This is a genomic window from Pseudomonas mendocina (assembly GCF_900636545.1).
In the GTDB taxonomy this organism is placed as follows: domain Bacteria; phylum Pseudomonadota; class Gammaproteobacteria; order Pseudomonadales; family Pseudomonadaceae; genus Aquipseudomonas; species Aquipseudomonas mendocina.
This window is the reverse complement of record NZ_LR134290.1, coordinates 158,888-179,678: the sequence shown is the minus strand read 5'-3', so window position 1 is coordinate 179,678 and position 20,791 is coordinate 158,888. Positions and strand designations below refer to the sequence as shown.

21 protein-coding genes are annotated in these 20,791 nt (G+C 64.2%); 6 read left to right on the top strand and 15 right to left on the bottom strand.

Going from position 1 to position 20,791, the window contains the following annotated elements; translation table 11 throughout:
- Positions 1-3 precede the first annotated feature (3 nt).
- On the bottom strand, positions 4-1,128 hold the full coding sequence (gene coxB, locus EL191_RS00835) for a cytochrome c oxidase subunit II (protein ID WP_026041917.1): 1,125 nt from the start codon (positions 1,126-1,128) through the stop codon (positions 4-6).
- A gap of 403 nt (positions 1,129-1,531) precedes the next feature.
- Here coxB and EL191_RS00830 point away from each other — a divergent pair, with 403 nt between their 5' ends.
- On the top strand, positions 1,532-2,173 hold the full coding sequence (locus tag EL191_RS00830; RefSeq protein WP_041975803.1) for a hypothetical protein: 642 nt from the start codon (positions 1,532-1,534) through the stop codon (positions 2,171-2,173).
- On the opposite strand, the gene EL191_RS00825 is transcribed toward EL191_RS00830, so the two are convergent.
- Positions 2,163-3,092 (bottom strand): AEC family transporter, encoded by a 930-nt coding sequence (locus EL191_RS00825; protein ID WP_041975801.1) that lies wholly within the window; start codon positions 3,090-3,092, stop codon positions 2,163-2,165. The two genes, EL191_RS00830 and EL191_RS00825, sit on opposite strands and share 11 nt — an antisense overlap.
- Before the next feature lie 285 nt (positions 3,093-3,377).
- Between EL191_RS00825 and glsB the strand changes: the two genes are divergently transcribed.
- Positions 3,378-4,286 (top strand): glutaminase B, encoded by a 909-nt coding sequence (gene glsB, locus EL191_RS00820; RefSeq protein WP_017361108.1) that lies wholly within the window; start codon positions 3,378-3,380, stop codon positions 4,284-4,286.
- A gap of 68 nt (positions 4,287-4,354) precedes the next feature.
- The gene (locus tag EL191_RS00815) at positions 4,355-4,750 is read left to right on the top strand and encodes a RidA family protein (RefSeq protein WP_013713310.1); all 396 of its coding nucleotides are present in this window, start codon (positions 4,355-4,357) and stop codon (positions 4,748-4,750) included.
- A gap of 6 nt (positions 4,751-4,756) precedes the next feature.
- Here EL191_RS00815 and EL191_RS00810 read toward each other — a convergent pair whose 3' ends face one another.
- The 3 genes from EL191_RS00810 to EL191_RS00800 all read right to left on the bottom strand — a co-directional run bounded on the left by EL191_RS00810 (position 4,757) and on the right by EL191_RS00800 (position 7,722).
- Positions 4,757-5,200, bottom strand: a complete 444-nt coding sequence (locus tag EL191_RS00810; RefSeq protein ID WP_013713309.1) for a GNAT family N-acetyltransferase — start codon at positions 5,198-5,200, stop codon at positions 4,757-4,759.
- Between the two features lie 27 nt (positions 5,201-5,227).
- Positions 5,228-6,217, bottom strand: coding sequence for an asparaginase (locus EL191_RS00805; protein WP_041975799.1), 990 nt, complete (start codon positions 6,215-6,217; stop codon positions 5,228-5,230).
- A gap of 65 nt (positions 6,218-6,282) precedes the next feature.
- The gene (locus tag EL191_RS00800) at positions 6,283-7,722 is read right to left on the bottom strand and encodes an alanine/glycine:cation symporter family protein (protein WP_041975797.1); all 1,440 of its coding nucleotides are present in this window, start codon (positions 7,720-7,722) and stop codon (positions 6,283-6,285) included.
- 161 nt (positions 7,723-7,883) lie between these two features.
- Between EL191_RS00800 and EL191_RS00795 the strand changes: the two genes are divergently transcribed.
- Complete coding sequence (locus EL191_RS00795) at positions 7,884-8,702, top strand: helix-turn-helix domain-containing protein (RefSeq protein WP_013713306.1); 819 nt, start codon at positions 7,884-7,886, stop codon at positions 8,700-8,702.
- Positions 8,703-8,716: 14 nt separating this feature from the next.
- Here the strand turns inward: EL191_RS00795 and EL191_RS00790 are convergent, their stop codons facing one another.
- Genes EL191_RS00790 through EL191_RS00780 form a run of 3 tightly spaced genes read right to left on the bottom strand, consistent with a single transcriptional unit; the run spans position 8,717 to position 10,344 of the window.
- Positions 8,717-8,905, bottom strand: coding sequence for a hypothetical protein (locus EL191_RS00790; RefSeq protein ID WP_041975795.1), 189 nt, complete (start codon positions 8,903-8,905; stop codon positions 8,717-8,719).
- Positions 8,906-8,909: 4 nt separating this feature from the next.
- A complete protein-coding gene (locus tag EL191_RS00785) occupies positions 8,910-9,620 on the bottom strand; it encodes a Crp/Fnr family transcriptional regulator (protein WP_041975862.1) in 711 nt (236 codons plus the stop codon).
- Between the two features lie 16 nt (positions 9,621-9,636).
- A complete protein-coding gene (locus EL191_RS00780; protein WP_041975792.1) occupies positions 9,637-10,344 on the bottom strand; it encodes a Crp/Fnr family transcriptional regulator in 708 nt (235 codons plus the stop codon).
- Positions 10,345-10,511: 167 nt separating this feature from the next.
- Between EL191_RS00780 and nirK the strand changes: the two genes are divergently transcribed.
- Both nirK and EL191_RS00770 read left to right on the top strand, forming a co-directional pair.
- Positions 10,512-11,597 (top strand): copper-containing nitrite reductase, encoded by a 1,086-nt coding sequence (gene nirK / locus EL191_RS00775; RefSeq protein ID WP_013713302.1) that lies wholly within the window; start codon positions 10,512-10,514, stop codon positions 11,595-11,597.
- Positions 11,598-11,607: 10 nt separating this feature from the next.
- Positions 11,608-12,327, top strand: coding sequence for an SUMF1/EgtB/PvdO family nonheme iron enzyme (locus EL191_RS00770; RefSeq protein ID WP_041975790.1), 720 nt, complete (start codon positions 11,608-11,610; stop codon positions 12,325-12,327).
- Positions 12,328-12,421: 94 nt separating this feature from the next.
- Here EL191_RS00770 and tatA read toward each other — a convergent pair whose 3' ends face one another.
- The 7 genes from tatA to nosR all read right to left on the bottom strand — a co-directional run bounded on the left by tatA (position 12,422) and on the right by nosR (position 20,620).
- On the bottom strand, positions 12,422-12,598 hold the full coding sequence (gene tatA / locus EL191_RS00765) for a twin-arginine translocase TatA/TatE family subunit (protein ID WP_013713300.1): 177 nt from the start codon (positions 12,596-12,598) through the stop codon (positions 12,422-12,424).
- A 29-nt stretch (positions 12,599-12,627) separates the two neighbouring features.
- On the bottom strand, positions 12,628-13,173 hold the full coding sequence (locus EL191_RS00760; protein ID WP_013713299.1) for a nitrous oxide reductase accessory protein NosL: 546 nt from the start codon (positions 13,171-13,173) through the stop codon (positions 12,628-12,630).
- A 108-nt stretch (positions 13,174-13,281) separates the two neighbouring features.
- A complete protein-coding gene (locus EL191_RS00755) occupies positions 13,282-14,106 on the bottom strand; it encodes an ABC transporter permease (protein ID WP_041975788.1) in 825 nt (274 codons plus the stop codon).
- Positions 14,103-15,029, bottom strand: a complete 927-nt coding sequence (locus EL191_RS00750) for an ABC transporter ATP-binding protein (RefSeq protein ID WP_041975786.1) — start codon at positions 15,027-15,029, stop codon at positions 14,103-14,105. The genes EL191_RS00755 and EL191_RS00750 overlap by 4 nt, the downstream gene beginning before the upstream one ends.
- Complete coding sequence (locus EL191_RS00745; RefSeq protein WP_232005503.1) at positions 15,026-16,261, bottom strand: nitrous oxide reductase family maturation protein NosD; 1,236 nt, start codon at positions 16,259-16,261, stop codon at positions 15,026-15,028. The genes EL191_RS00750 and EL191_RS00745 overlap by 4 nt, the downstream gene beginning before the upstream one ends.
- A 233-nt stretch (positions 16,262-16,494) precedes the next feature.
- Positions 16,495-18,399: a TAT-dependent nitrous-oxide reductase gene (gene nosZ, locus EL191_RS00740; RefSeq protein WP_041975782.1), complete on the bottom strand. Its 1,905-nt coding sequence runs from the start codon at positions 18,397-18,399 to the stop codon at positions 16,495-16,497.
- 55 nt (positions 18,400-18,454) lie between these two features.
- Entirely contained in the window at positions 18,455-20,620 is a 2,166-nt protein-coding gene (gene nosR / locus EL191_RS00735) for a transcriptional regulator NosR (RefSeq protein WP_041975780.1), read from the bottom strand.
- Positions 20,621-20,791: the final 171 nt, after the last annotated feature.

The following is a 20,791-nucleotide window of genomic DNA, read 5'->3' as shown; positions in this document are numbered from 1 at the left end:
TCCTTACTCCTGCGCCTTGGAGAAATCGAGAATGTCCTTGGGCGTGACCATGTCACCGACATTGTTGCCCCAGGCGTTGCGCTCGTAGGTGATGATGGCGGCCAGATCGACCGGCGACAGCTGCTTGCCGAAGGCAGCCATGGAGGTGCCCGGTTTGCCGTGGTAGACGATGTCGATATGACCCTCGGCTGGCCCCTTGGCGATGGCCGAGCCCTTGAGCGCCGGGAACATTGGCGGCAGGCCTTCACCAGTGGGCTGGTGGCAGGCGGCGCAGGTGGTGTTGTAGGCCTTCTCGCCACGCGCCATCAGCTCTTCCATGGTCCATTCCTTGCTGGTCAGCTCACGCTCTGCTGCGGCAGCCTGCTTGCGCTCGGCGAGCCAGGCGTCGAAGTCCTCCTTGGACTTGGCCTCGACCACCACCGGCATGAAGCCATGATCCTTGCCGCACAGCTCGGTGCACTGGCCGCGGTAGATGCCGGGCTCTTCGATGCGGGTCCAGGACTCGTTGATGAAACCGGGGATGGCGTCCTTCTTCACCGCCAGCGCCGGCACCCACCAGGAGTGGATCACGTCGGCGGCGGTGATCAGGAAACGCACCTTGGTGCCGACCGGCACCACCAGCGGCTCGTCGACTTCCAGAAGGTAGTGTTCGCCCTTGGCTTCGCGGTTGTTGATCTGCGAGCGTGGCGTGGTCAGGTTGCTGAAAAACTCCACATCCTGCCCCAGATACTTGTAGTGCCACTTCCACTGGTAGCCGGTGATCTGGATGTCCAGTTCGGATTCGGAAGAGTCGTAGATCTCGATCAGCGTCTTGGTCGCCGGGATCGCCATCACCACCAGAATGGCCAATGGCACGACGGTCCAGAGAATCTCGACGGTGGTGCTTTCGTGAAAGTGCGCAGGCTCCTGGCCGGTAGAGCGGCGGTGCATGATCATCGACCAGAACATGGCGCCGAATACCAGTATGCCGATCACCACACAGATCCAGAAAATGGTCATGTGCAGGTCGAACACGGAGCGGCTGACGTCGGTTACACCGGGCGCCATGTTGACCGTCCACTGGGCGTGCGCCGAGCCTAATGCCAGCCACAGCAGGAGGCCCATCCAGACTCGTGGATGTCGCATCATTGCGGGTTCCCCTTGATTGTTCTTGTTATCCCGCCGGCTGAGCCTGCGGCTAAGGGATCGACTGCCATAGAGCATGCGCTGCGGACTCTGTTCGCGAACCACGCTCGACTGCTGGCAACTGCTGCCGAAACCTTTCCGTGCCTAAGCCCGTCCGGTTCCATCAGGTACTGCCTTTCGAAATCGAGTATAGACGGCGACTTTCACCTCGCAACGTAAGAGGGAAAATGGCCGAAGCCGCGCAGCCCTTGTCCTAAACGCCGCGACTGACGCGGGCTGTAGCCTTTCTGATACAAGTGGATATAGCAGACTCGCATAAGTATGAAAAAGTTATGACAATCGCGTCTTAGCCGACTGCCGGAGCCGGCTAAGGTTCACGTCCATGTCCTGAAATGTAGGAGCAGTCATGAACACCGCCGCCCTTCGTCAATTGATCACCCAGGCTCGTCAGCAGGAAAGCGGCAGCCAGGCACTCGCACACTTCCTGCAGGCCCAACTGGATCGCCTGCACCCGTCCATCCGCCTGCCCGAAGACGACGCCTCGGGCGCGCTGACGGCCTTCGTCATCGCCTATATCGAAGAGGTGCCGGACGTGCTGGACGCTGCCGCCGAGGTGGCGCGGAAAGCCGGAATCGAAGCCGCAGTGAAACCCGTGCTGAAGATCGCCGAGCATTTCTTCCTGCAGCCACCGGCGCTGATGGAAGGCCATGAAGGATTGGAAGGCCTGCTCGACGAGGCCTATCTGGCCCATCGCCTGGTGGAAGAGGTCAATGATCGCTATATCGCCCATCTCGGCCAGCCGCTGATCCCACTGGATACCACGCGCGCCAACCTGATCGCCCACCAACTGATTGGCGAGCCCTTCGCCAACCAGCTCGACGAAGCCGTGCATCATGCCCTGGCCGGCATGCTCGACGACGCCAGCTTCGACCAACCCTCGGTGCAGGCCTACCGCGAGCGCCTGGCGGCGCCGGATACTGCATCGGCCTGGCGGCGCTGGCCCTGCCTGTCCCAGCAACTGGGCGTGGAGCTGCAGCTCAAGGGCTGATCGCCAGCAGGATCAGCGACAGGGTCAGCAGCGAGCCGAGGGTGGAAAACAGGATTGCCCGCGACACCAGCGCCGCCTGGCGCTGGTAATACTCGGCAAGCATGAACGGCCCGGTACCGGTGGGCAGCGCGCTGAGCAGCAGCGCGGCGTAGGCCCAGAACGCCGGCAGGTCGAGCAGCACGAAGGCGATGAACCAGGTCACCAGCGGCTGCAACACCAGCTTCAACACCACCAGCAGCCAGGCGCCTTCGCTCGGCCCGCTCTGCCGCTGCGCCAGGAACAGGCCCAGCGAGACCAGCGCACAGGGCACGGTGGCGGCGCCAAGCAGACGCAGGAATTCATCCAGCGCCGCCGGCAACTGCACACCACCAAGCCCCCACGCGGCACCGAGCAGAGGCGCGACCACCAGCGGGTTCTTCGACAAGGCCATGATCACCTGAACGATGGCGCCGCCCACACCCTTCTTGCTCTGCAGGCCCACCTCGATGCACACCACCGCCAGGCCGAACAATACGCAGACCACCATCAACGTGGCGATCAGCGCCGGCGCCATACCCTCCTCCCCCAGTACCAGCACGCACAGCGGAATACCGATGTAACCGGTATTGGCGTAGCCGGCACTGAGCCCATCAATGCTGGCGTCGACGAGGCTGCCGGTAGTTTTCCAGCGGTACACCAGCGTGACCAGAAACACCGCGAGCATGCCGCCGGTGAAGGCGAGCAGGAAACCAGGCTGCCAGACCTGAGCCCAGTCGGCCTTGGCGGTGAGGCTGAAGAGCAAGGCCGGCAAGCCGAGCCAGACCACGAAGCGGTTCATCTCCGAAGCGGCTGTCGGCCCCAGGCGATTGGTGCGCCGGCAGACGAATCCGACCAGGATCAGACCGAAGATCGGCAGCAACACATTGAGAACGGTGGACATCGAACTGCGCCAGCGACAGGGAAGGACCGAGCCTAGGGGCGCCCGCAGCTCAGGGCAAGCCATTGCCTGTGATTCAATGGCGTCCGCTGACGTCTAGCACTGACCTGCCGGGAAGCTACCCGGCGCTACCGCGAGCCTAAGAGCCAGCCCAAAGTCTGCTGCGCGTCGGCCATGCTGCGTTAAAAACAGGCTCGGAATGCTCATTTACAGCTTGTAAACTCCGCTTCCTCGCCTGTCTTTGCCTTGCATGGCTCTAGCTCGCGAGACTTTGAACAGGCTCTACGCATGCAAGCGCTGTTGAACGAAATTCTCGATGAAGTCCGCCCGCTGATCGGCCAGGGCAAGGTGGCCGATTACATCCCGGCTCTGGCCAGTGTAGTGCCCGATCAACTGGGCATCGCCGTGTATGGCAACGACGGCCAGCTGCATGTCGCCGGCGATGCGCACATGCCGTTTTCCATCCAGAGCATTTCCAAGGTATTCAGCCTGGTGCAAGCCATCGGCCACAGCGGCGAAAGCATCTGGCAACGCCTGGGCCACGAACCGTCCGGGCAGCCGTTCAACTCACTGGTACAGCTGGAGTTCGAGCGTGGCAAGCCGCGCAATCCGTTCATCAATGCCGGCGCGCTGGTGATCTGCGATATCAACCAGTCGCGCTACGCCGCGCCGGCGCTGTCGATGCGTGACTTCGTCCGGCGCCTGTCGGGCAACCCCGAGGTGACGGTGGACAACCATGTCGCCGAATCCGAGTACCAGCACCGCGCGCGCAACGCCGCAGCGGCGTACCTGATGCAGTCGTTCGGCAACTTCCACAACGAGGTCGAGGCCGTGCTGCGTAGCTATTTCAGCTGTTGCGCGCTGCGCATGAGCTGCGTCGATCTGGCGCGCGCCTTCGGCTTCCTGGCCAACCAGGGCTTCTGCAAACACAGCGGCGAGCAGGTGCTGACGCCCCGCCAGAGCAAGCAGATCAACGCCATCATGGCCACCAGCGGGCTGTACGACGAAGCCGGCAACTTCGCCTATCGCGTCGGCCTGCCGGGCAAGAGCGGCGTCGGCGGCGGTATCGTCGCGGTGGTGCCCGGGCGTTTCAGCGTCTGCGTATGGTCGCCCGAGCTCAACGCCGCCGGCAATTCGCTGGCCGGCATGAAGGCGCTGGAGCTGCTCAGCCAACGCATCGGTTGGTCGGTTTTCTGATTCGATAGGCTATCGTCGCAGCAGGCCGCACCCTCGTGCGGCCACTGACGTGAAGACCAGGAGTGCCCATGTCGATGCCCGAATACCACATGTTCGCCGCCGCGCCCGCGCCGGTCGCGCCGTTCTCCCATGCCTGCGAAGCCGACGGCTGGGTGTTCATCACCGGCCAGTTGCCCATCGATCCGGGCAACGAAGCGGCGCCATTGCCGGAAGGCATCGAGGCGCAAACGCACAAGACCTTCGACAACCTGTTGGTGGTCCTCGAAGGACTTGGCCTAGGCCTGGAGAACGTGGTGTCGGCGCGCGCCTTCCTCACCGATTTCTATGGCGACTACGCACGCTTCAATGCGGTGTACGCCAGCTACTTCCCCGAGGGCAAACGTCCGGCGCGCACCTGTATCGGCACCACGGGCCTGGCGCGCCACGCGCTGGTGGAGATCGATTTCATCGCGCGGCGGCCCTGAGGCCGGCTACAGGAGTTTGCGGTACTGCACGAACCCCGAGCGCTCGCCGATGCGCTCGTACAGCAGCATGGCCTGGCTGTTGCTCTCGTGCGTCAGCCAGTGCACCCGTGAGCAGCCGGCGGCGCGCGCCTGCTCGTAGACATGCTGGATCAACTGACGGCCGACGCCACCGCTGCGCTCGCCCTTGGCGACGAACAGGTCCTGCAGGTAGCAGTAATCGCCGATGGTCCAGGTCGAGCGGTGGATCACCCAATGCACCAGGCCGACGGCCTGATCACCGCGCCAGGCCAGTGCAGCGCCCATGGGCTCGGCGGGGTCGAGAAAGCGCTGCCAGGTGACGGCGCCAGTCTCGGCCGGGATATCGGTCATGTAGAAGCGCTGGTAGCCCTGCCACAAGGGCAACCAGGCTTCATGGTCGGCAGCGACTACAGGGCGAATTTCGACACTCATCGTCCTTCCTCTGTGTGGGCAGGTGGATCAGTCGCTCATCTCACCACAGAGATCGCGCGCCAGCCAGTACTCCACCTCGGCCTGCGTCAATCCGGCACCGAGCAGGGCGAACAACTTGCCCAGCGCAGCCTCGCGGGTCATGCCACCGCAGGACACCAGGCCGACCTCGGCCAGACGACTGCCGGCGGCGTACACGCCAAACTGTACATGCCCCTGCGGGCACTGGCTGATCGCTGCCAGCACCACCCCGCGCGCATGCGCATCACGCAGCACGGCCATCAACTCTGCATCGCCCGCAGGGCCAGTGCCGCTGCCGTAGCACTCCAGCAGCACGCCCTTCACGCCGCTGTCGAGCAATGCACCGAGATGACCTGCCTGCAGCGCCGGGTGCAGGGGCAGCACGGCCAGGTTGACCTGCTGTCGCACCTGACGGTAGTCGATGAGGGCGCTGAGCCCGACATGCTCGGCCTGACGCTGGCGTGGCAGCACCTGGAAGGCATCGAAGGCATCGCTACGTAGCTTCGAACAACGCGCGCCATGCAGCAGCTGGCCGTTGAAGTACAGATGCACACCCGGCGTCACGCCGCGATGCAACTCGCGCATGGCGCCGAACAGATTGGGCCAGGCATCGCCATCGGCCACGCCGGCTGGCTGCATGGCGCCGGTCAGCACCACCGGCACGTCAAGGCCGAGCAGCAGGAAGCTAAGCGCTGCAGCGCTGTACGCCAGGGTATCGGTGCCATGCAGCACCAGCACGGCGTCGTGGCCGTGGGCCTCCACGGCCATGACGATCTCGTCACGTAGCGCCAGCCAGTGGCCGGGGTTCATATTCGCGCTATCGATCAGCGGCAGCAGCTCGCGGAAGCTCCACTGCGGCAGCTCGCTGGCGTTCTCGCTGGTTTGCTGAGTGCGCATGCGTGCCTCGAAACCCGAGGCCGGCGCCAGGCCGTCTGCGCTCATCTGCATGCCGATGGTGCCGCCTGTGTACAGCACCAGGAGTTTTTCTGGGGTCGCCATGGGCTCTCCTAGGGAAATGCGAGCAATAAAAAAGGGGGCAGCGCCCCCTTCTTCGAACAGGGCTATCAGCGCTGGTAAGCGCGCTCACCCAGTTCATCGGCGTGGGCCGGGGCATCTACAGTGGCATGCCAGGCCTTGGGGTCGAGATCCAGGTCGGCGAACTTCTTCGGGTCGAACACTGGCGAATCGATACCAGCCTTGATCTGCGAATCGTAGTCACGCATCAGGCGCAGGCCCACCTTGAACAGCAGCGCCAGGGCGATCAGGTTGCAGATCGCCAGCAGACCCATGGTCACGTCGGCGAAGGCAAACACGGTGCCCAGATCCTGTACCGAGCCCCAGAGTACCAGGCAAACCACCAGCACACGGTAGACCATCACCGGCGAACGCTTCTCGGTGAAGAAGCCCAGCGCGTTTTCGCCGAGGTAGTAGTTGTAGATCAGAGTGGTGAAGACGAACAGCAGCAGGGCGATGCTGACGAATACGCGGCCCCACTCGCCGACTTCGGCGGCCAGAGCGGTCTGGGTCAGGACGACACCGGCCATTTCGCTGCCCGGCTGATAAACGCCGGAGAGCAGGATGATCAGCGCGGTGCTGGTGCACACCAGCAGGGTGTCGATGAATACGCTCAGCGACTGCACGATGCCCTGCGCGGCCGGGTGTTTGACCTCGGCGACGGCGGCGACGTTCGGTGCGCTGCCCAGACCGGCTTCGTTGGAGAACAGGCCGCGCTTGACGCCCATCATGATGGCCGCGCCGATACCGCCAGCGAAGGCCGGCTCCAGACCGAAGGCGCTCTTGACGATCAGGGCGAAGGTCGCAGGCACTTCACCGAAGTTCATGCCGATCACCACCAGCGCCATGCCGATGTAGGAGAACGCCATGATCGGTACCAGAACATCGGCGAACTGGGCGATGCGCTTGATGCCGCCGAAGATGATCAGGCCGATCACCACGGTCAGGATCAGGCCGCTGGCGATGGTCGGCAGGCCGAAGGTGTCATGCAGCGAGCTGGCGACGGTGAACGACTGCACGGCGTTGAAGCCGAAGCCGAAGGTCACCAGCAGCAGCAGAGAGACGACGATACCCAGCCAGCGCTGACCGAGGCCGTGCTGGATGTAGAACGCCGGACCACCACGGTAGGTGCCATCGGGCTCACGACGCTTGTAGAGCTGCGCCAGGGAGCACTCGAAGTAGCTGGTGGCCATGCCGACCAGAGCCACGACCCACATCCAGAAGATGGCGCCTGGGCCACCGAGCATGATCGCCACGGATACACCGGCGATGTTGCCGGCGCCGACGCGGCCGGCCACCGAGAGCATCAGGGCCTGGAACGAGCTGAGCTGTCCCGGCTGGCGCTGGAAGGCCTCGGCGAAGATGCGAAACATGCTGCTGAAGTAACGGAACTGGACGAAACGTGAGGCGATGGTGAAGAACAGGCCGAGACCGATCAGCATCACGATCAGCAGCTTGCTCCAGATGAGGTCATTGAGAAGATCTAGCATGGAGGCTTTCTCTCTTGTTGTTCTGAATGGGGGATACGCCTCTCCGGGCGGATTGCGGAATGGTTCGTGATAGAGGCCTCATCGGGCAATTTCGCAGGTCGCGGCGACATGATGCGAGTTGATGCTAGAATCGCGTCATTCGCATCAGCTGGAGCGGCCGTATGTCCGATTCCCTCGGCACCAACCTGAAACTGCTCTGCAGCCACTACCGCTCGATCGCCGAGGTGTGTCGCAAGCTGTCGATCAACCGCGCGCAGTTCAATCGCTACCTGGCCGGACTGAGCAAACCGACCACGCACAACCTCAAGCGCATCTGCGACTTCTTTGGTGTCGAACCCTTCGAACTGGCCATGCCGGCCGAGCAGTTTTCCCGCCTGATCGGCGCACGCAGCGGCGCCGCACAACTGCAAAGCAGCAGCGACCCGTTGCTGGAACTGTTCGCCCCGCTGCGTCGCCAGGCCAGCCCGATGGAGCGCTATTGCGGTTACTACTTCGAGTACTCCAACTGCATGTCGGTGCCTGGGCACGTGCTGCTGTCGCTGGTGCACCTGCGCGAGGAGCGCGGCAACTACCTGTTCGAGCGGCAGGAGCGCCAAGAGCGTCAGGAATCCACTCGCGGCGGCAGCGAGGACTGGGTGCGCTGCCGCTACCTGGGCACGGCGTTCTTCCTGCAGGACCGCCTGTTTCTGGTGGACTACGAGTCGCTCACCGGCAACGAGATGAGCCAGACCATCCTCATCCCCAGCTTCAAGAGCCGCATCATCCGCCTCAACGGCATCAAGACCGGCGTCTCCAGCGGCGACCGCCGTACCCCGGCCTGCACCCGCGTGGTCTGGCAGTACCTGGGCAACGAGATCAACCGGGTCAACGCCTATCGTCAGTTGATGCTCTACGCCCCGGACGATGCACGGATCGACGACGACATCCGCCAGCGCCTGGGCGGCGCGCAGCTGCGCGGTGGACTGTTCGAAATGGAGTGACGGCCGGGCGCCGCTCAGACGCTACGCGGCAGCCACAGCATCATCGCCACGCAGAACAGCGTGAGGCCAATGCAGAACCACAGGAAGCGCCGCTGCCGGCGCAGCTGTGGCTGGTTTGTGGGCAGGGGCATGCCACAGTTGCCGCATTCCTGTGCGGAGGCAGATTGCGGACGTTGGCAGTAGAGGCAGGTGCGGGTGCTCATGGCGCTACTCGAACTGTTCCAGGCGCTGCCGGTCGAGGATACGGATGACCCGCGCCTGCTGGGTGATGATCTCCTCGTCGACCAGGCGGCGAATGATGCGTGAGAAAGTCTCGGGCTGAATCGACAGGTGGCCGGCAATCAGTTGGCGGGCCATCGGCAGCTCCACTTCGTCGCCCTCGCTGCGCGCCAACTGGGTGAGCAGGTAACGCACCACGCGGTGCGTGGCGTTCTTCAGCGACAGCGTTTCGATCTCGTTGATGCGCTGGTGCAGGCGAATGCACAACTTGCCGAGCAGAGCGAAGGTCAGCCGCGAGTTGCCCTGCAGCAGGCGCATGTAGGTGGCGTTGGAGAAGCGGTAGAGCTGCGTCGGGCCGAGCGCCTGGGCCGAGGCCACGTAGTCAGGGGTATCCATCAGCATCATCGCCTCGGCGAAGGTGTGGCGCTCGCCGATCACCTCGAACACCTTTTCCTGGCCGTCCGGGGTCAGGCGGTAGATCTTCACCGCCCCGGAGATGACGAAGAAGAACGCGTGCGCCGGCTCGCCCTGCATGAACAGGATGTCACCCTTGTCGAGGTTGAGCAGTTGGCTGTCAGCCAGCAGTTCGTCCAGCTGTTCGTCGGCCATTGGCTCGAACAGGTGGTGGCTGCGCAGTATCTGGTGATGAACGCGATGCTGCACCCGGGATGATTCCTGGCTGCCCGACGAGGCGATCATTCGGGTCGCAATGGTGTTATTGAGCATGCTCGGTCTCCGGGGGTTCGGCATAGCGGGCGAGGCCGTCCAGGTCGAGGAGCGCCACGTGCTGGCGCCCCAGTTCCAGCAGTCCGCGCTCCTTCCAGGCGCTAAGCAGACGGCTGACGGTGTGCAGGGTGGTGCCGGTCATTTCCGCGAGGTTCTGACGCGACAGGGGGAAATCGATGCTGACGCCGTTGCCGGTGCTACGCCCGGAGTGCTGGGCCAGACGCAGCAGGGCGTGCGCCAGGCGTTGTTCGACACGCTCGGTGGACAGCTCGCGAATGCGCTGGTGGGCGTCCTGCAGGCGCTGCCCGAGCGCGCGCACCACATGATCGTTCAAGTGCGGGCAAACCCGGCTGAGCGACTCCCACTGCGCCGACGGCCAGCGCAGCACGCTGCTGTTCTCCACGGCGACGGCGGACGCCGGAAAATGGCTCAGCGCCATGGCACGGGCGATGCCGAACAGCTCGCCGGCACATACGTAGCGGACCACCACGCGCTCGCCGGCCGCAGTCAGCTGGGAGATCTGCAGGTGGCCGCCGAGCAGAAAGAAGAAGTGCCGAGCGGGCTCGCCCTGCTGGAACACGAAATCACCCTTGAGGACATCGCATTGCTGGGCATGCGCCACAGCGTCTTCGAGCCCGTTGTCGCTCAAGGGCGAGAACAGCGGCAGACGTGCTATCAGCTCGAGTTCGGGTGGCATAAGGCATCAATTTGGGGCAATGCGATGGATGTGCTGATCCTAGCGCGTAGTCCACCCCATCTGGTGCGGTAAGTTGTCGCTTCCCGCCACTTCTTTGTTCCAGGACAAAGAAGGCGAAGATTCCTTGCCCTGAAATGGTTCCAGCCAACCATAAAAGGGAACACAGCATGAAAGGGTTCAAACCGCTACTGATCGCCAGCGCCATCGCCCTGAGCTTCACCAGCACCTCGCTGCTGGCCGACACCACCGATGGCCTGGAGCGGGTCAAGGTCGATCTGGTCGCGCCGCCACAAGTGCATGCACATGAGCAGGCCACCAGCAGCAAGCCGAAAGTGGTGCAGTTCCGCATGACCATCGAGGAGAAGAAGATGGTCATCGACGGTCAGGGCACCACCCTGCAGGCCATGACTTTCGACGGTTCCATGCCCGGCCCGACCATGGTCGTGCACGAGGGTGACTACGTCGAGCTCACCCTGGTCAACCCGGCCAGCAACAGCATGCCGCACAACATCGACTTCCATGCCGCCACTGGCGCGCTGGGCGGCGCCAAGCTGACCCAGGTGGCCCCGGGCGAAGAAGTGGTGCTGCGCTTCAAGGCCGACCGCAGCGGCACCTTCGTCTACCACTGCGCGCCGGAAGGCATGGTCGCCTGGCATGTGCTCGCCGGCATGAGCGGCACCCTGATGGTGTTGCCGCGCGACGGCCTCAAGGACCCGGAAGGCAAGCCGCTGCACTACGATCGCGCCTACACCATCGGCGAATTCGACCTGTACATTCCCAAGGACAAGGACGGCAAGTACAAGGACTATGCCGACCTCGGCTCCAGCTTCCAGGACTCGCGCGAAGCGATGCGCACCCTGATCCCGACCCACGTGGTGTTCAACGGCAAGGTCGGTGCACTGACCGGCGACGGCGCCCTGACCGCCAAGGTTGGCGAGACCGTGCTGTTCATCCATTCGCAGGCCAACCGCGACACCCGTCCGCACCTGATCGGTGGCCACGGCGACTGGGTCTGGGAAACCGGCAAGTTCGACAACCCGCCGGAGAAGAACCTGGAAACCTGGTTCATCCGCGGCGGCTCTGCGGGTGCTGCGCTGTACACCTTCAAGCAGCCGGGCGTATACGCCTACGTCAACCACAACCTGATCGAGGCGATGGAGCTGGGCGCTGCCGGCCACGTCAAGGTGGAAGGCGAGTGGAACGATGACCTGATGAAGCAGATCAAGGCCCCCGGCCCGATCACTGCGAAGTAAGGGCGTGGCGATGAGAGCACTGCTGGTGGGTGCGATGCTGCTTGGCGGCTGCATGCAGACGAGCGGCATCGACGAAAGCGACTGGGTACGGATAGCCGCCGGCACTGCCCGGTACCAGGCCGCCGATGCCAGCGGTGCGACCTTCGAGCAACACAGCGACGGCTTCGCCGTCATGCGCCGCCAGGTCAGCCAGGCGGAGTACGCGGCCTGCGTCGCGGCCAACGCCTGCCTACCGCTGGATGGCGACTTGCGCGAGGCGAGCGCTGCCGACCTGGCGGCCGTGGGCGTCAGCTGGATGGACGCCAGCGCCTACGCCCAGTGGCTGACGCAACGCACCGGCGTGGTTCACCGTCTGCCGACTTATGCAGAGTGGGTCCTGGCCGCTGGCGAGGCGTTCCAGGACATTCAGGCAGAGGTTTTCGACGACGCCCGCAACCCGGCGCAGCGCTGGCTGGCGGAGTACGACCGCGAGTCCCGGCGCAAGCCGCTGGACCCGCGCCCGCGGGCCTTCGGCAGCCAGGGCAGCAACGCCAACGGCCTGCTCGATGTGGCCGGCAACGTCTGGGAGTGGACCGACAGCTGCTTCGGCAAGGGCGATTTCTGCGGTATCCGCATCGCTGCCGGGCAGCATCCCAGCGGGCTTTCCGACTTCGTCCGCGATCCGATCAGCGGTGCCTGCTCGGTAGGCGTGCCGCCGAGCAACCTGGGGTTTCGACTGGTACGGGAGTGATCGCAGTTCAACCCTCTATTCGCGGACAAGTCCGCTCCCACAAGTGGCGCTGAAAACCTGTGGGGGCGGACTTGTCCGCGAACGGGGTCTGCTTCTACTTCAATTCCCGCCGGGGTTCGTCGCCGTCGACCGGCTCCTCACGCATCGAGCGGCGAAAGCCGCTGAGCGCACCGCCCAGGTCAGAGCCAATGCTGCGCAGGCGGCTGGTGCCGAACAGCATCATCACCAGCAGGGCGATGATCAGGAGTTTCCACACACTCAAGCCCATCATGGCGCTTATCTCCTCTGGTTAATCGCGGCTTAGTGGCCAGCGTGACCATGCATGGCGCCGCCATGCTGCTGGCTGGCCGCCGCCTGCAGCAGCGCCTGGTCGATCTCCTCGAAGCGCAGCACGCGCCCACCGTGCATGGCCGCCAACTGCTGCGCCTGCTCCTCGCTGGCGAAGCTGGCCAACGGCGCGCCCATGGCGTTCTTCAGCGAAATGCCGATCACGTAGAAGGCGCTGGTGGCATCGATCAGGTGTTCGTCGTCCGGGTGCTCCCACACACTGCGGCCCATGTCGTGGACGTACAGCCGGGCGCCGCTGACGCGGTTCTCCGGCTGCAGCCACCAGCCGAGCAGCTCGGCGGTGGAGCAGAATTTCTTCACGCCGTTACCGGCCACCGCCTCACCTTTGGGCCCGGGGAAGTCGGCGATGATCATGCCGCAGACATGGCATTCGTCACTGGCATGGAAGGCCACCGGCTCCAGTGTCTGCGTGGTCTGTTCCTTGTCGCTACAGGCGGCTAGCGCGAAGGCAAGAGCGGTGGCGAGCAGCGCCATTGCGCTGGGGCGGTACAAGTTCATGGGTTGAGGGTCCTCGATTCAGTGAAAAGTTGAACGGTGGCGAGCAAGTGCAGGAATTTCGCGGCCAAGGCCGCTCCCACAAGAGCTTGCAGGCGCGCCGGGGCCACATCAGGTCGGTCGCCGACCAAACACGCCGTAGGCCAGCAGCAGCAGGGCACCAGCCCAGGCCAGCAGACACAGCCAGAGCGCACTGCCGGGCAGCGGCAGGTCGCTGCCCAGCGTCAGCACGCCCATGCCGCTGCCGTCGAAGCCGGCCAGGTTGATCAGGCGGTAGATGTCGGTGGGATTGAGCAACAGCATCCAGGGCAGCAGTTCTGGATTGAACCGGCCTTCGCTGAACACCAGCAGCGCCAGCAACGCCAGGTCGAACACCAGCACGAAGAGAAACCACACCCCCAGCGCCAGGCCGGCCGCGCTGGATTTCTCGCTGACCCTGGCGCTGAGCACGTAGGCCATCGCCAGGAACACCCAGCCGAGCAGCGTCGAGGACAGCATGAAGCGGCCGAACGCCCAGGCCAGCGTGGCCAGCTCGACATCCTCCACCAGCAGGCCGATGGCCAGTGCCGCGCCGCCGAAGCCGATCATGACCGCCAGGGCGAGGATCAGGCCGTGGCCGACGAACTTGCCAAGCAGTATCTGCCCACGCCCCAGAGGGTGGGTCAGCAATAGCATCAGCGTGCCGCCCTCGTCCTCGCCGACGATGGCGTCATAGGCCAGCAGCAAGGCGATCAGCGGCATGAGAAAGGTGGCCAGGCTCGCCAGGCTGGCGATGGTCGCGGGGATCGAGGTAAAACCCAGTTGCCCTGAGGCTGCCGCGCCGAGCCAGGCGATGCCCACTGCCAGAGCGGCGAACAGCAGACTGATGGCCAACAACCAGCGATTGCGTAGGCCGTCGCTGAGCTCCTTGCGCGCGATGTTCCACACCTGGCTCATGCTCTGCCCTCCTGTGCGCCCGCAGCGCCGGCACGCTCCATGTAATGGCGATACAGATCCTCCAGCGAAGGCTGGTGAATCTCGATGTCCTGCGCAGCGCCCTCATCGAGCAACTGGCGCAGCAGCGGCAGCTTGTGGCCATTGAGCGCCTCCACCTCGACACTCTGCTCACCCAGGCTGCGCGCACTGTGGCCGGCTGCGTCCCAGCGCTGCAGCAACTGTTCGCCGGCGCGAATACCTGTGGCACGGATGCGTACCGGAAGGCCGGCGGCACTGCGTAGCTCGCCGAGGCTGCCGACCGCCTGCAGCCGGCCGCCGGCGAGAATCGCCGCACGATTGATGTGCGCCTCCACACCCGGCAGCACATGTGAGCAGAGGATGATGCCGGTGCCGCGTTGGCGCAGGCGGTCGATCAGTTGGTAGAGGTCCTGGGTGGCGATCGGGTCGAGGCCCACCGTAGGCTCGTCGAGCAGCAGCAGGCGCGGCTCGCCGAGTATCGCCTGGGCCAGGCCGAGACGCTGGCGCATGCCCTTGGAATAGGTTTTCACCCGCCGCTCGGCGGCAGGCATCAGGCCGACCTGCTCCAGCAGTTCGTCGACCTGGCTCAGCGCCGCGCCCTTGAGGCGGGCGAAGTGACGCAGGGTTTCACGACCGCTGAGCTGCGGATAGAACATGACGTTCTCCGGCAGGTAGCCGAGCTGGCGACGCACCTGTGGATCATCGGGCGCGCGACCGAGCACGCGCACCTCGCCGGCACTGGGTGACAGCAGACCGAGGATCAGCTTCATGCTGGTGGTCTTGCCGGCCCCGTTATGGCCGAACAGCCCAAGGACCTCACCTTCACCAAGGCTGAGGTCGAGGTCGTGCAGTACGGTCATGCGCCCATAACGCTGGCTGACGCTGTGGATATCGACGGCATTCATGGCGCAGCCTCCAGGCCGGTATTCGACTGTGTTGCGGTGGGCGGGCGCATCAGCGGATGGCTATCCTGCACACCTGGCGACCTGACCACCGGGAATGCGCGCTGTACCCAGCGCAACACCTCGATGCTCGGGCTGTTCATCAACAGGCGCACCTGCGGGTACATCCACAGCAGGCGGTCGACGTTGTCGTTCGGCTCGTAGGCGACGTCGCCCAGGCCGTCGTTGTTGCGGTCCCAGCCCAGGTAGTCGCTCCAGTAGTTGCCGCGGCCGTCCACCGACCACTCCTGGGTGCGGGTGGCGACGTATTTCACCTGCTGCTGGTTGTCGACGAAGGCGTTGCCGGCGATGCGGTTGTCCTCGGAGCCGGCGGTGAGGTGAATACCCAGGGTGCTGCGGGCGAAGTGGTTGTTCTCGATGCTGTTGAACAGCGAGTTGTAGATGAACAGCGCCTTGCCCTCGTCGCCGCTGATCATGCTGTCACCACCGGTATCGCCGGGTTGCACGTCGGTGACGACGTTGTCGCGGATGGTCGAGTAGGTGATGTAGTTCATCAGGATGCCGTAGTTGCGATCCTGCTCGGAGCGGTTGCCGACCACGGTCAGCTTGCGGCTCTGCATCAGCGCGAAGCCGGTACGGGTGCGCCGGGTGACGTTGCCGATCACTCGGTTGTCGTTGGCGAACATGTAGTGCACGCCGTAGCGCAGGTCCTCGAGGACGTTGCCCTCGAGGTGGTTGCCGTGGGAGGTGTCGATGTAGATGCCGTCACGGGTGTTGCGCACGTGGTTGTCGATCACTCGCGCGCCGCGTACGGCGAACAGATGGATGCCGTTGCCACGATCCTGCGAGCGGATACTCGGATCGCCCTCGATGCGATTGCCGATCAGGCTGACATTCTGGCTGCGGTCGACCCAAAGGCCGAAGCCCGGCCCGCTCAGGCGGTTGTCGCGCACCACCACGTTGCTGGCGGCGCGGGCGATATGCACGCCGGCATCCATGGCGGTGAGATCGCGCCCCCAGTTGAGGAGGGTGCAGCCTTCGACGCTGACGTCGCTGGCTTCGATGATCAACGCGCTGCCCTGCCCGTCGGCCCGCAGCACGGCGCCGGCCGCACAACGCAGTTGCATGGGCTGGTCGATGACGAACTGCCCGTGGTACTCGCCCGCCGGCAGCAGCCAGCGGTTCTCGCCCTGCGCCTGCAGCGGCAGGGTCGAGATGGGCTGCACCTGTGCCATGACGGAGCCTGCAGCGAGCAAAAGCACGGCGCAGGTCGCGGGGAGCTTGGTATATCGGATCACTGCACTTACCTTCGTCCACCTGTTCGTACGCTGCATCACGTTTTGTGGAAGCGACGGGGCTCCGCGAACGTTTATCCACAAGCATTCGCGGACAAGGCTAGGCGCCCCCGTCGCTCCCACGCTGAAGCTCAATACGAGGCCGGGGAAGGCAATCCTCCCCGGCCCCGGCATCAGGCCGGCTCGACCATCATGCGGCCGACCATCTCCATGTGCAGCGCGTGGCAGAACCAGCTGCAGTAGTACCAGTGCAGGCCGGGCTTGTCGGCGATGAAGGTGATCGACGAGGTCTGCTGCGGGCTGATCTCCATGCTCACGCCGTGGTTGACCATGACGAAGCCGTGGGACACGTCCTCGATCTGGTCCATGTTGGTGATCACCACGGTGACTTCATTGCCCTGCTTGACCTTGAATTCGGTCAGACCATAGGCGGGCGCCATGGAGGTCATGTACACGCGCACCTTGTTGCCATCGCGGATGACCTTGTTGTCCTCCTCCAGGTTGATGCCGTCCTTCTTGGCCATGGCCACGGTCGGGGCGAAGAAAGGGTCGTTGCGGTCCCAGATCTTGCGCGTCTTGATCTGGTCGCGGCGGGCCATGATGCAGTCATGCGGTTCGGCGAAGGTCGGGCCGTCATGCACCAGCTTCATCACGTCGCCGGAGATGTCGATCAACTGGTCATTCTCCGGGTGCAGCGGGCCGGTGGGCAGGAAGCGGTCCTTGGAGAACTTCGACAGCGCCACCAGCCATTTGCCATCGGCTTCGCTGGTTTCGCACAGCGAGGCGTGCAGGTGACCCGGCTGGTAGTGCACGTCAAGCTTCTGCTTGATGTAGTTGACCTTCTCGCCCTTGTAGGCGCGACGGGCCTCCTCCATGTTCCACTTGACCACCTGGCTGTCGATGAACAGCGTGGTGTAGGCGTTGCCGCGACCATCGAAGGTGGTGTGCAGCGGGCCAAGGCCCAGCTCGGGCTCGCCGACCACCACGTCACGCGGGTCCTTGAGCTTGCCGGCGAACAGGTCGGGCAGCAGGTCGATGGCGATCATCGAGCAGGTCGGCGACAGCTTGCCGTTGGCGATGAAGTACTTGCCGTCGGTGGAAGTGTTCAGGCCGTGCGGGTTCTTCGGCACCGGAATGTAGCGGGTCACCACGCTGTCCTTGCCGTCCTTCTTGCGCCCGTCGACCACCGGCACCTTGGAGTCGCCGAGGGTGATGAAGCGGCCAGCCTTGATCTCCTTCTCCACCGCCGAGATGTCGAACACCACCACCCAGTCGCGCTCGTTGCGCATCATGCCGCCGAGGTCGAAGGCCTTCTCCGAGTTGTAGCAGGTGGCGGCGGTGAAACGGCCGGTGTAGTCGGCATCGGTGTTGTCGAGATTGCCGTCGACGATGACCTGGAAGGCGACTTCCATGGTCTCGGCATCCACGGCGTTGTACATGGTGAAGCTGTTCTCGTCCTCGAGGTCGAAGACCTTGCCGTCATTGGGGTGCGGGATGATGAACTCGGCGTTGCAGAACACGTACTTGGTGTGCGGCACCTTCTGCAAGCGCAGGCCATGGATGGCCTGGACGTTGGGGATGGTGGTGATCTTGTCGCACTTCATGATGTCCAGGCGGATACGCGCGACGCGGCTGTTGGCCTTGTCGTTGATGAACAGGTACTTGCCGTCGTACTTGCCGTCGGTCATGGAGATATGCGGGTGGTGGCAGTCGCCGTTGAGGAACTTGGCGCTGTCGCCGAGGATGTGCCGGCTCTCGTTGGTCAGGCCCCAGCCGGTCGCCGAATCGACGTTGAACACCGGGATGCGCATCAGCTCGCGCATCGACGGCACGCCGAGCACGCGCACCTCGCCCTGGTGACCACCGCTCCAGAAGCCGTAGTACTCGTCCAGCTCGCCGGGGGCGACATGGATCTTCTGCTGCGCCTCCTTGGCAGCCGCTGCCCAGCTGTCGCGGGTCATCACCCCACCGACCAGGCCACTGGCCGCCACGGCGGCACTGGTAAGTGCGCTGGCGCCAAGAAAGCCGCGCCGGCTCAGACCGGTTTTTTCATCCTTATCAGTTTGCTTGTCGCTCATGGGTCGCTCCTGTTGGGAAATAACACGCCTGCCGCGAGCCCGGTTCGGCTCGTGGTCAGGCATCGCTCACCTCGACGGCGGGAATCAGTTGTGGGTCGGCAGCCTTCTTGCCGCGCTTCTTGCGCTTGTTGATCAGCGGCGGGCATTTGTTGTCGTTGTGGTAGGTCATCTGGCAGTCGAGGCAGTAGTGGCACTCGTTGCCGTTGATGCGACCGTCCGGGTGGATGGCCTGGATCTCGCACTCTTTGGCGCACAGCTGGCAGGGGTTGCCGCATTCCTTGCGGCGCTTGAGCCAGTCGAACAGGCGGAACTTGCTGGGGATCGCCAGGGCAGCGCCCAGCGGGCAGATGTAGCGGCAATAGACCTTGCGGGTGAACAGGTTGACCAGCAGCAGGAGCACCACGTACAGCACGAACCACCACTGGCGGTCGAACTTCAGGGTGATGGCGGTCTTGAACGGCTCCACCTCGGCGGCCTTCTCGGCCAGCATCATCGACTCCAGGGAAAGGCCGAACAGCACCAGCAGGACGATGTACTTGATCGCCCAGAGCCGCTCATGTACGGCGAAGGGCAGTTCGTACTGGGGAACCCTGATCTTGCGCGCCAGCTCATTAAGCAGCTCCTGCAATGCGCCGAACGGGCACAGCCAGCCGCAGAAAACGCCACGGCCCCAAAGCAGGATGCTGGCGGCGGTGAACACCCAGAGCACGAAGATGATCGGGTCGGTGAGGAACAGCTCCCAGCGGAAATCCTGGAACACAGCGTGGACGAAGGTCAGCACGTTGACCACCGACAGCTGGCCCAATGCATACCAGCCGATGAAGAACACGGTGAACAGCAGGTAGCCACGGCGCAGCCAGTGCAGGAACTGTGGCTTGCGGGCGAAGCTGTCCTGCAGGAACAGGATCACCGTGAGCAGCCCAAGGGCCACCAGCAGCACGCCGATCTGGAAGCTCTTCTGGTACCAGATGTTGACCCACAGCGGGCGGTTGGCCTCCACGATCGCCGCCAGCTCCGCAGCGGTCGGCTGCGGCCGCTCGATGTAGTCCTCGGGAATCTGGTAGGGCAGCTCGAAGCTGGTGAAGATGCCCTCGACCGGGCCGATCTGGCGTCGCACCAGCAGCTCCAGGCTCCACTTTGATCCGGGGTCGAAGGCGTGCTGCTTACGGGCGATGAAGATCGCCATCTCGAAGAATTCGGGCATGCCGTCTGCGTAGACGTCCGATAGGCGGATGAAGTCGAGGTCGCGGAAACTGATGACATCGCCGAATTGGCGCAGCTGCACCCGATCGAAGATACCGCCGCGCACATAGCCCGAGCCCTTGAACGAATACCCGCCATTGCCCAGTACGGCAAAAGCCTGCTCGCCCGGCTTGAGGCTGCCGATCAGCTCCGCGTACTGGCGCTCGCCCAGCAGGTTGCGGCCGACGGTCGGCGGGTTCAGCGGCGCGACGTAGAGATCGATGAAGGTCTCTTCGCGCTGCTCTGGCGCAGCTACATCGATGCCTTCGGCCTCGGTGCCGTTGAAGGCGTCGTCGACCTGGCCACGGGTCAGGTGCAGGCGGCGGATCGCGCCATTGCCGGTCAACTCGCTCCAGTCCGCCTCGTGGAAGACATCCTCGCGCACCCGCGACGGTCTCGGCCGCACATGGCTGCCGGCCTCGATCAGGCCCAGATCGACCGCCACGGCATGGGCGGCGCGCATGACGATCTCGTTGATCACCATCACCGTCACGGTGGCCCCGGTCACCGCATCCACGGTCACCGCGTCGGGATCGCTGGAACGCCCGACCACCACACGCTGACCGGCCTTGACTCCGGAGTAATGGGCGTTGAAGTCGTGGATCTTCTGCTCGGGAATGCCGATCAGGACGATCGGCTCATGGTGTTCGAGCAGGTAGGCGTCGAGGATCACACCCTGCGGATCGAGCAGCACCTGCATGTTGATGGGCTTGCCCGAGTAGGCGGGCATGTCGGTGACGTGAATGCTCTGGAAGGCGTAGCCAAGGACCTCCTCGCCCTTGCGCAACGTACGCACCTGATACTTGCCCGCAGCTTCGGAGAGGCTGTCAGCGTCGGGGAAGAACTGCTTGATGCGCTGCTGTTCGGCGTCGTACTCCCTGGCCTGCAAGGGCAGCGCGAGCGCGATCAGGGCCAGAAGAACGACGAGACCGGCCCCCCATGCGCGCAACGCGCCAACGGCCAAAAACTGGGGCTTCATCAGGCTACCTACGTCCACTGCTCAATTGCGGCGGATGGTAGGTCGCGCGTCTTGCCGATCTCCTTGATTACGATCAAGAGCGGCCTGTGTCGGTGCCTGGTCATTCGCGGCCAAGGCCGCTCCCACAAAAATCCGGTAGTGACAATGACGCCAACGAAAAAGGGCAGGCGC

Bases quoted from the DNA above. Each gene is read 5' to 3' on its own strand.
- coxB (WP_026041917.1), bottom strand. From the start codon at position 1,128: ATGATGCGACATCCACGAGTCTGGATGGGCCTCCTGCTGTGGCTGGCA.
- EL191_RS00830 (WP_041975803.1), top strand. From the start codon at position 1,532: ATGAACACCGCCGCCCTTCGTCAATTGATCACCCAGGCTCGTCAGCAG.
- EL191_RS00825 (WP_041975801.1), bottom strand. From the start codon at position 3,092: ATGTCCACCGTTCTCAATGTGTTGCTGCCGATCTTCGGTCTGATCCTG.
- glsB (WP_017361108.1), top strand. From the start codon at position 3,378: ATGCAAGCGCTGTTGAACGAAATTCTCGATGAAGTCCGCCCGCTGATC.
- EL191_RS00815 (WP_013713310.1), top strand. From the start codon at position 4,355: ATGTCGATGCCCGAATACCACATGTTCGCCGCCGCGCCCGCGCCGGTC.
- EL191_RS00810 (WP_013713309.1), bottom strand. From the start codon at position 5,200: ATGAGTGTCGAAATTCGCCCTGTAGTCGCTGCCGACCATGAAGCCTGG.
- EL191_RS00805 (WP_041975799.1), bottom strand. From the start codon at position 6,217: ATGGCGACCCCAGAAAAACTCCTGGTGCTGTACACAGGCGGCACCATC.
- EL191_RS00800 (WP_041975797.1), bottom strand. From the start codon at position 7,722: ATGCTAGATCTTCTCAATGACCTCATCTGGAGCAAGCTGCTGATCGTG.
- EL191_RS00795 (WP_013713306.1), top strand. From the start codon at position 7,884: ATGTCCGATTCCCTCGGCACCAACCTGAAACTGCTCTGCAGCCACTAC.
- EL191_RS00790 (WP_041975795.1), bottom strand. From the start codon at position 8,905: ATGAGCACCCGCACCTGCCTCTACTGCCAACGTCCGCAATCTGCCTCC.
- EL191_RS00785 (WP_041975862.1), bottom strand. From the start codon at position 9,620: ATGATCGCCTCGTCGGGCAGCCAGGAATCATCCCGGGTGCAGCATCGC.
- EL191_RS00780 (WP_041975792.1), bottom strand. From the start codon at position 10,344: ATGCCACCCGAACTCGAGCTGATAGCACGTCTGCCGCTGTTCTCGCCC.
- nirK (WP_013713302.1), top strand. From the start codon at position 10,512: ATGAAAGGGTTCAAACCGCTACTGATCGCCAGCGCCATCGCCCTGAGC.
- EL191_RS00770 (WP_041975790.1), top strand. From the start codon at position 11,608: ATGAGAGCACTGCTGGTGGGTGCGATGCTGCTTGGCGGCTGCATGCAG.
- tatA (WP_013713300.1), bottom strand. From the start codon at position 12,598: ATGATGGGCTTGAGTGTGTGGAAACTCCTGATCATCGCCCTGCTGGTG.
- EL191_RS00760 (WP_013713299.1), bottom strand. From the start codon at position 13,173: ATGAACTTGTACCGCCCCAGCGCAATGGCGCTGCTCGCCACCGCTCTT.
- EL191_RS00755 (WP_041975788.1), bottom strand. From the start codon at position 14,106: ATGAGCCAGGTGTGGAACATCGCGCGCAAGGAGCTCAGCGACGGCCTA.
- EL191_RS00750 (WP_041975786.1), bottom strand. From the start codon at position 15,029: ATGAATGCCGTCGATATCCACAGCGTCAGCCAGCGTTATGGGCGCATG.
- EL191_RS00745 (WP_232005503.1), bottom strand. From the start codon at position 16,261: ATGGCACAGGTGCAGCCCATCTCGACCCTGCCGCTGCAGGCGCAGGGC.
- nosZ (WP_041975782.1), bottom strand. From the start codon at position 18,399: ATGAGCGACAAGCAAACTGATAAGGATGAAAAAACCGGTCTGAGCCGG.
- nosR (WP_041975780.1), bottom strand. From the start codon at position 20,620: ATGAAGCCCCAGTTTTTGGCCGTTGGCGCGTTGCGCGCATGGGGGGCC.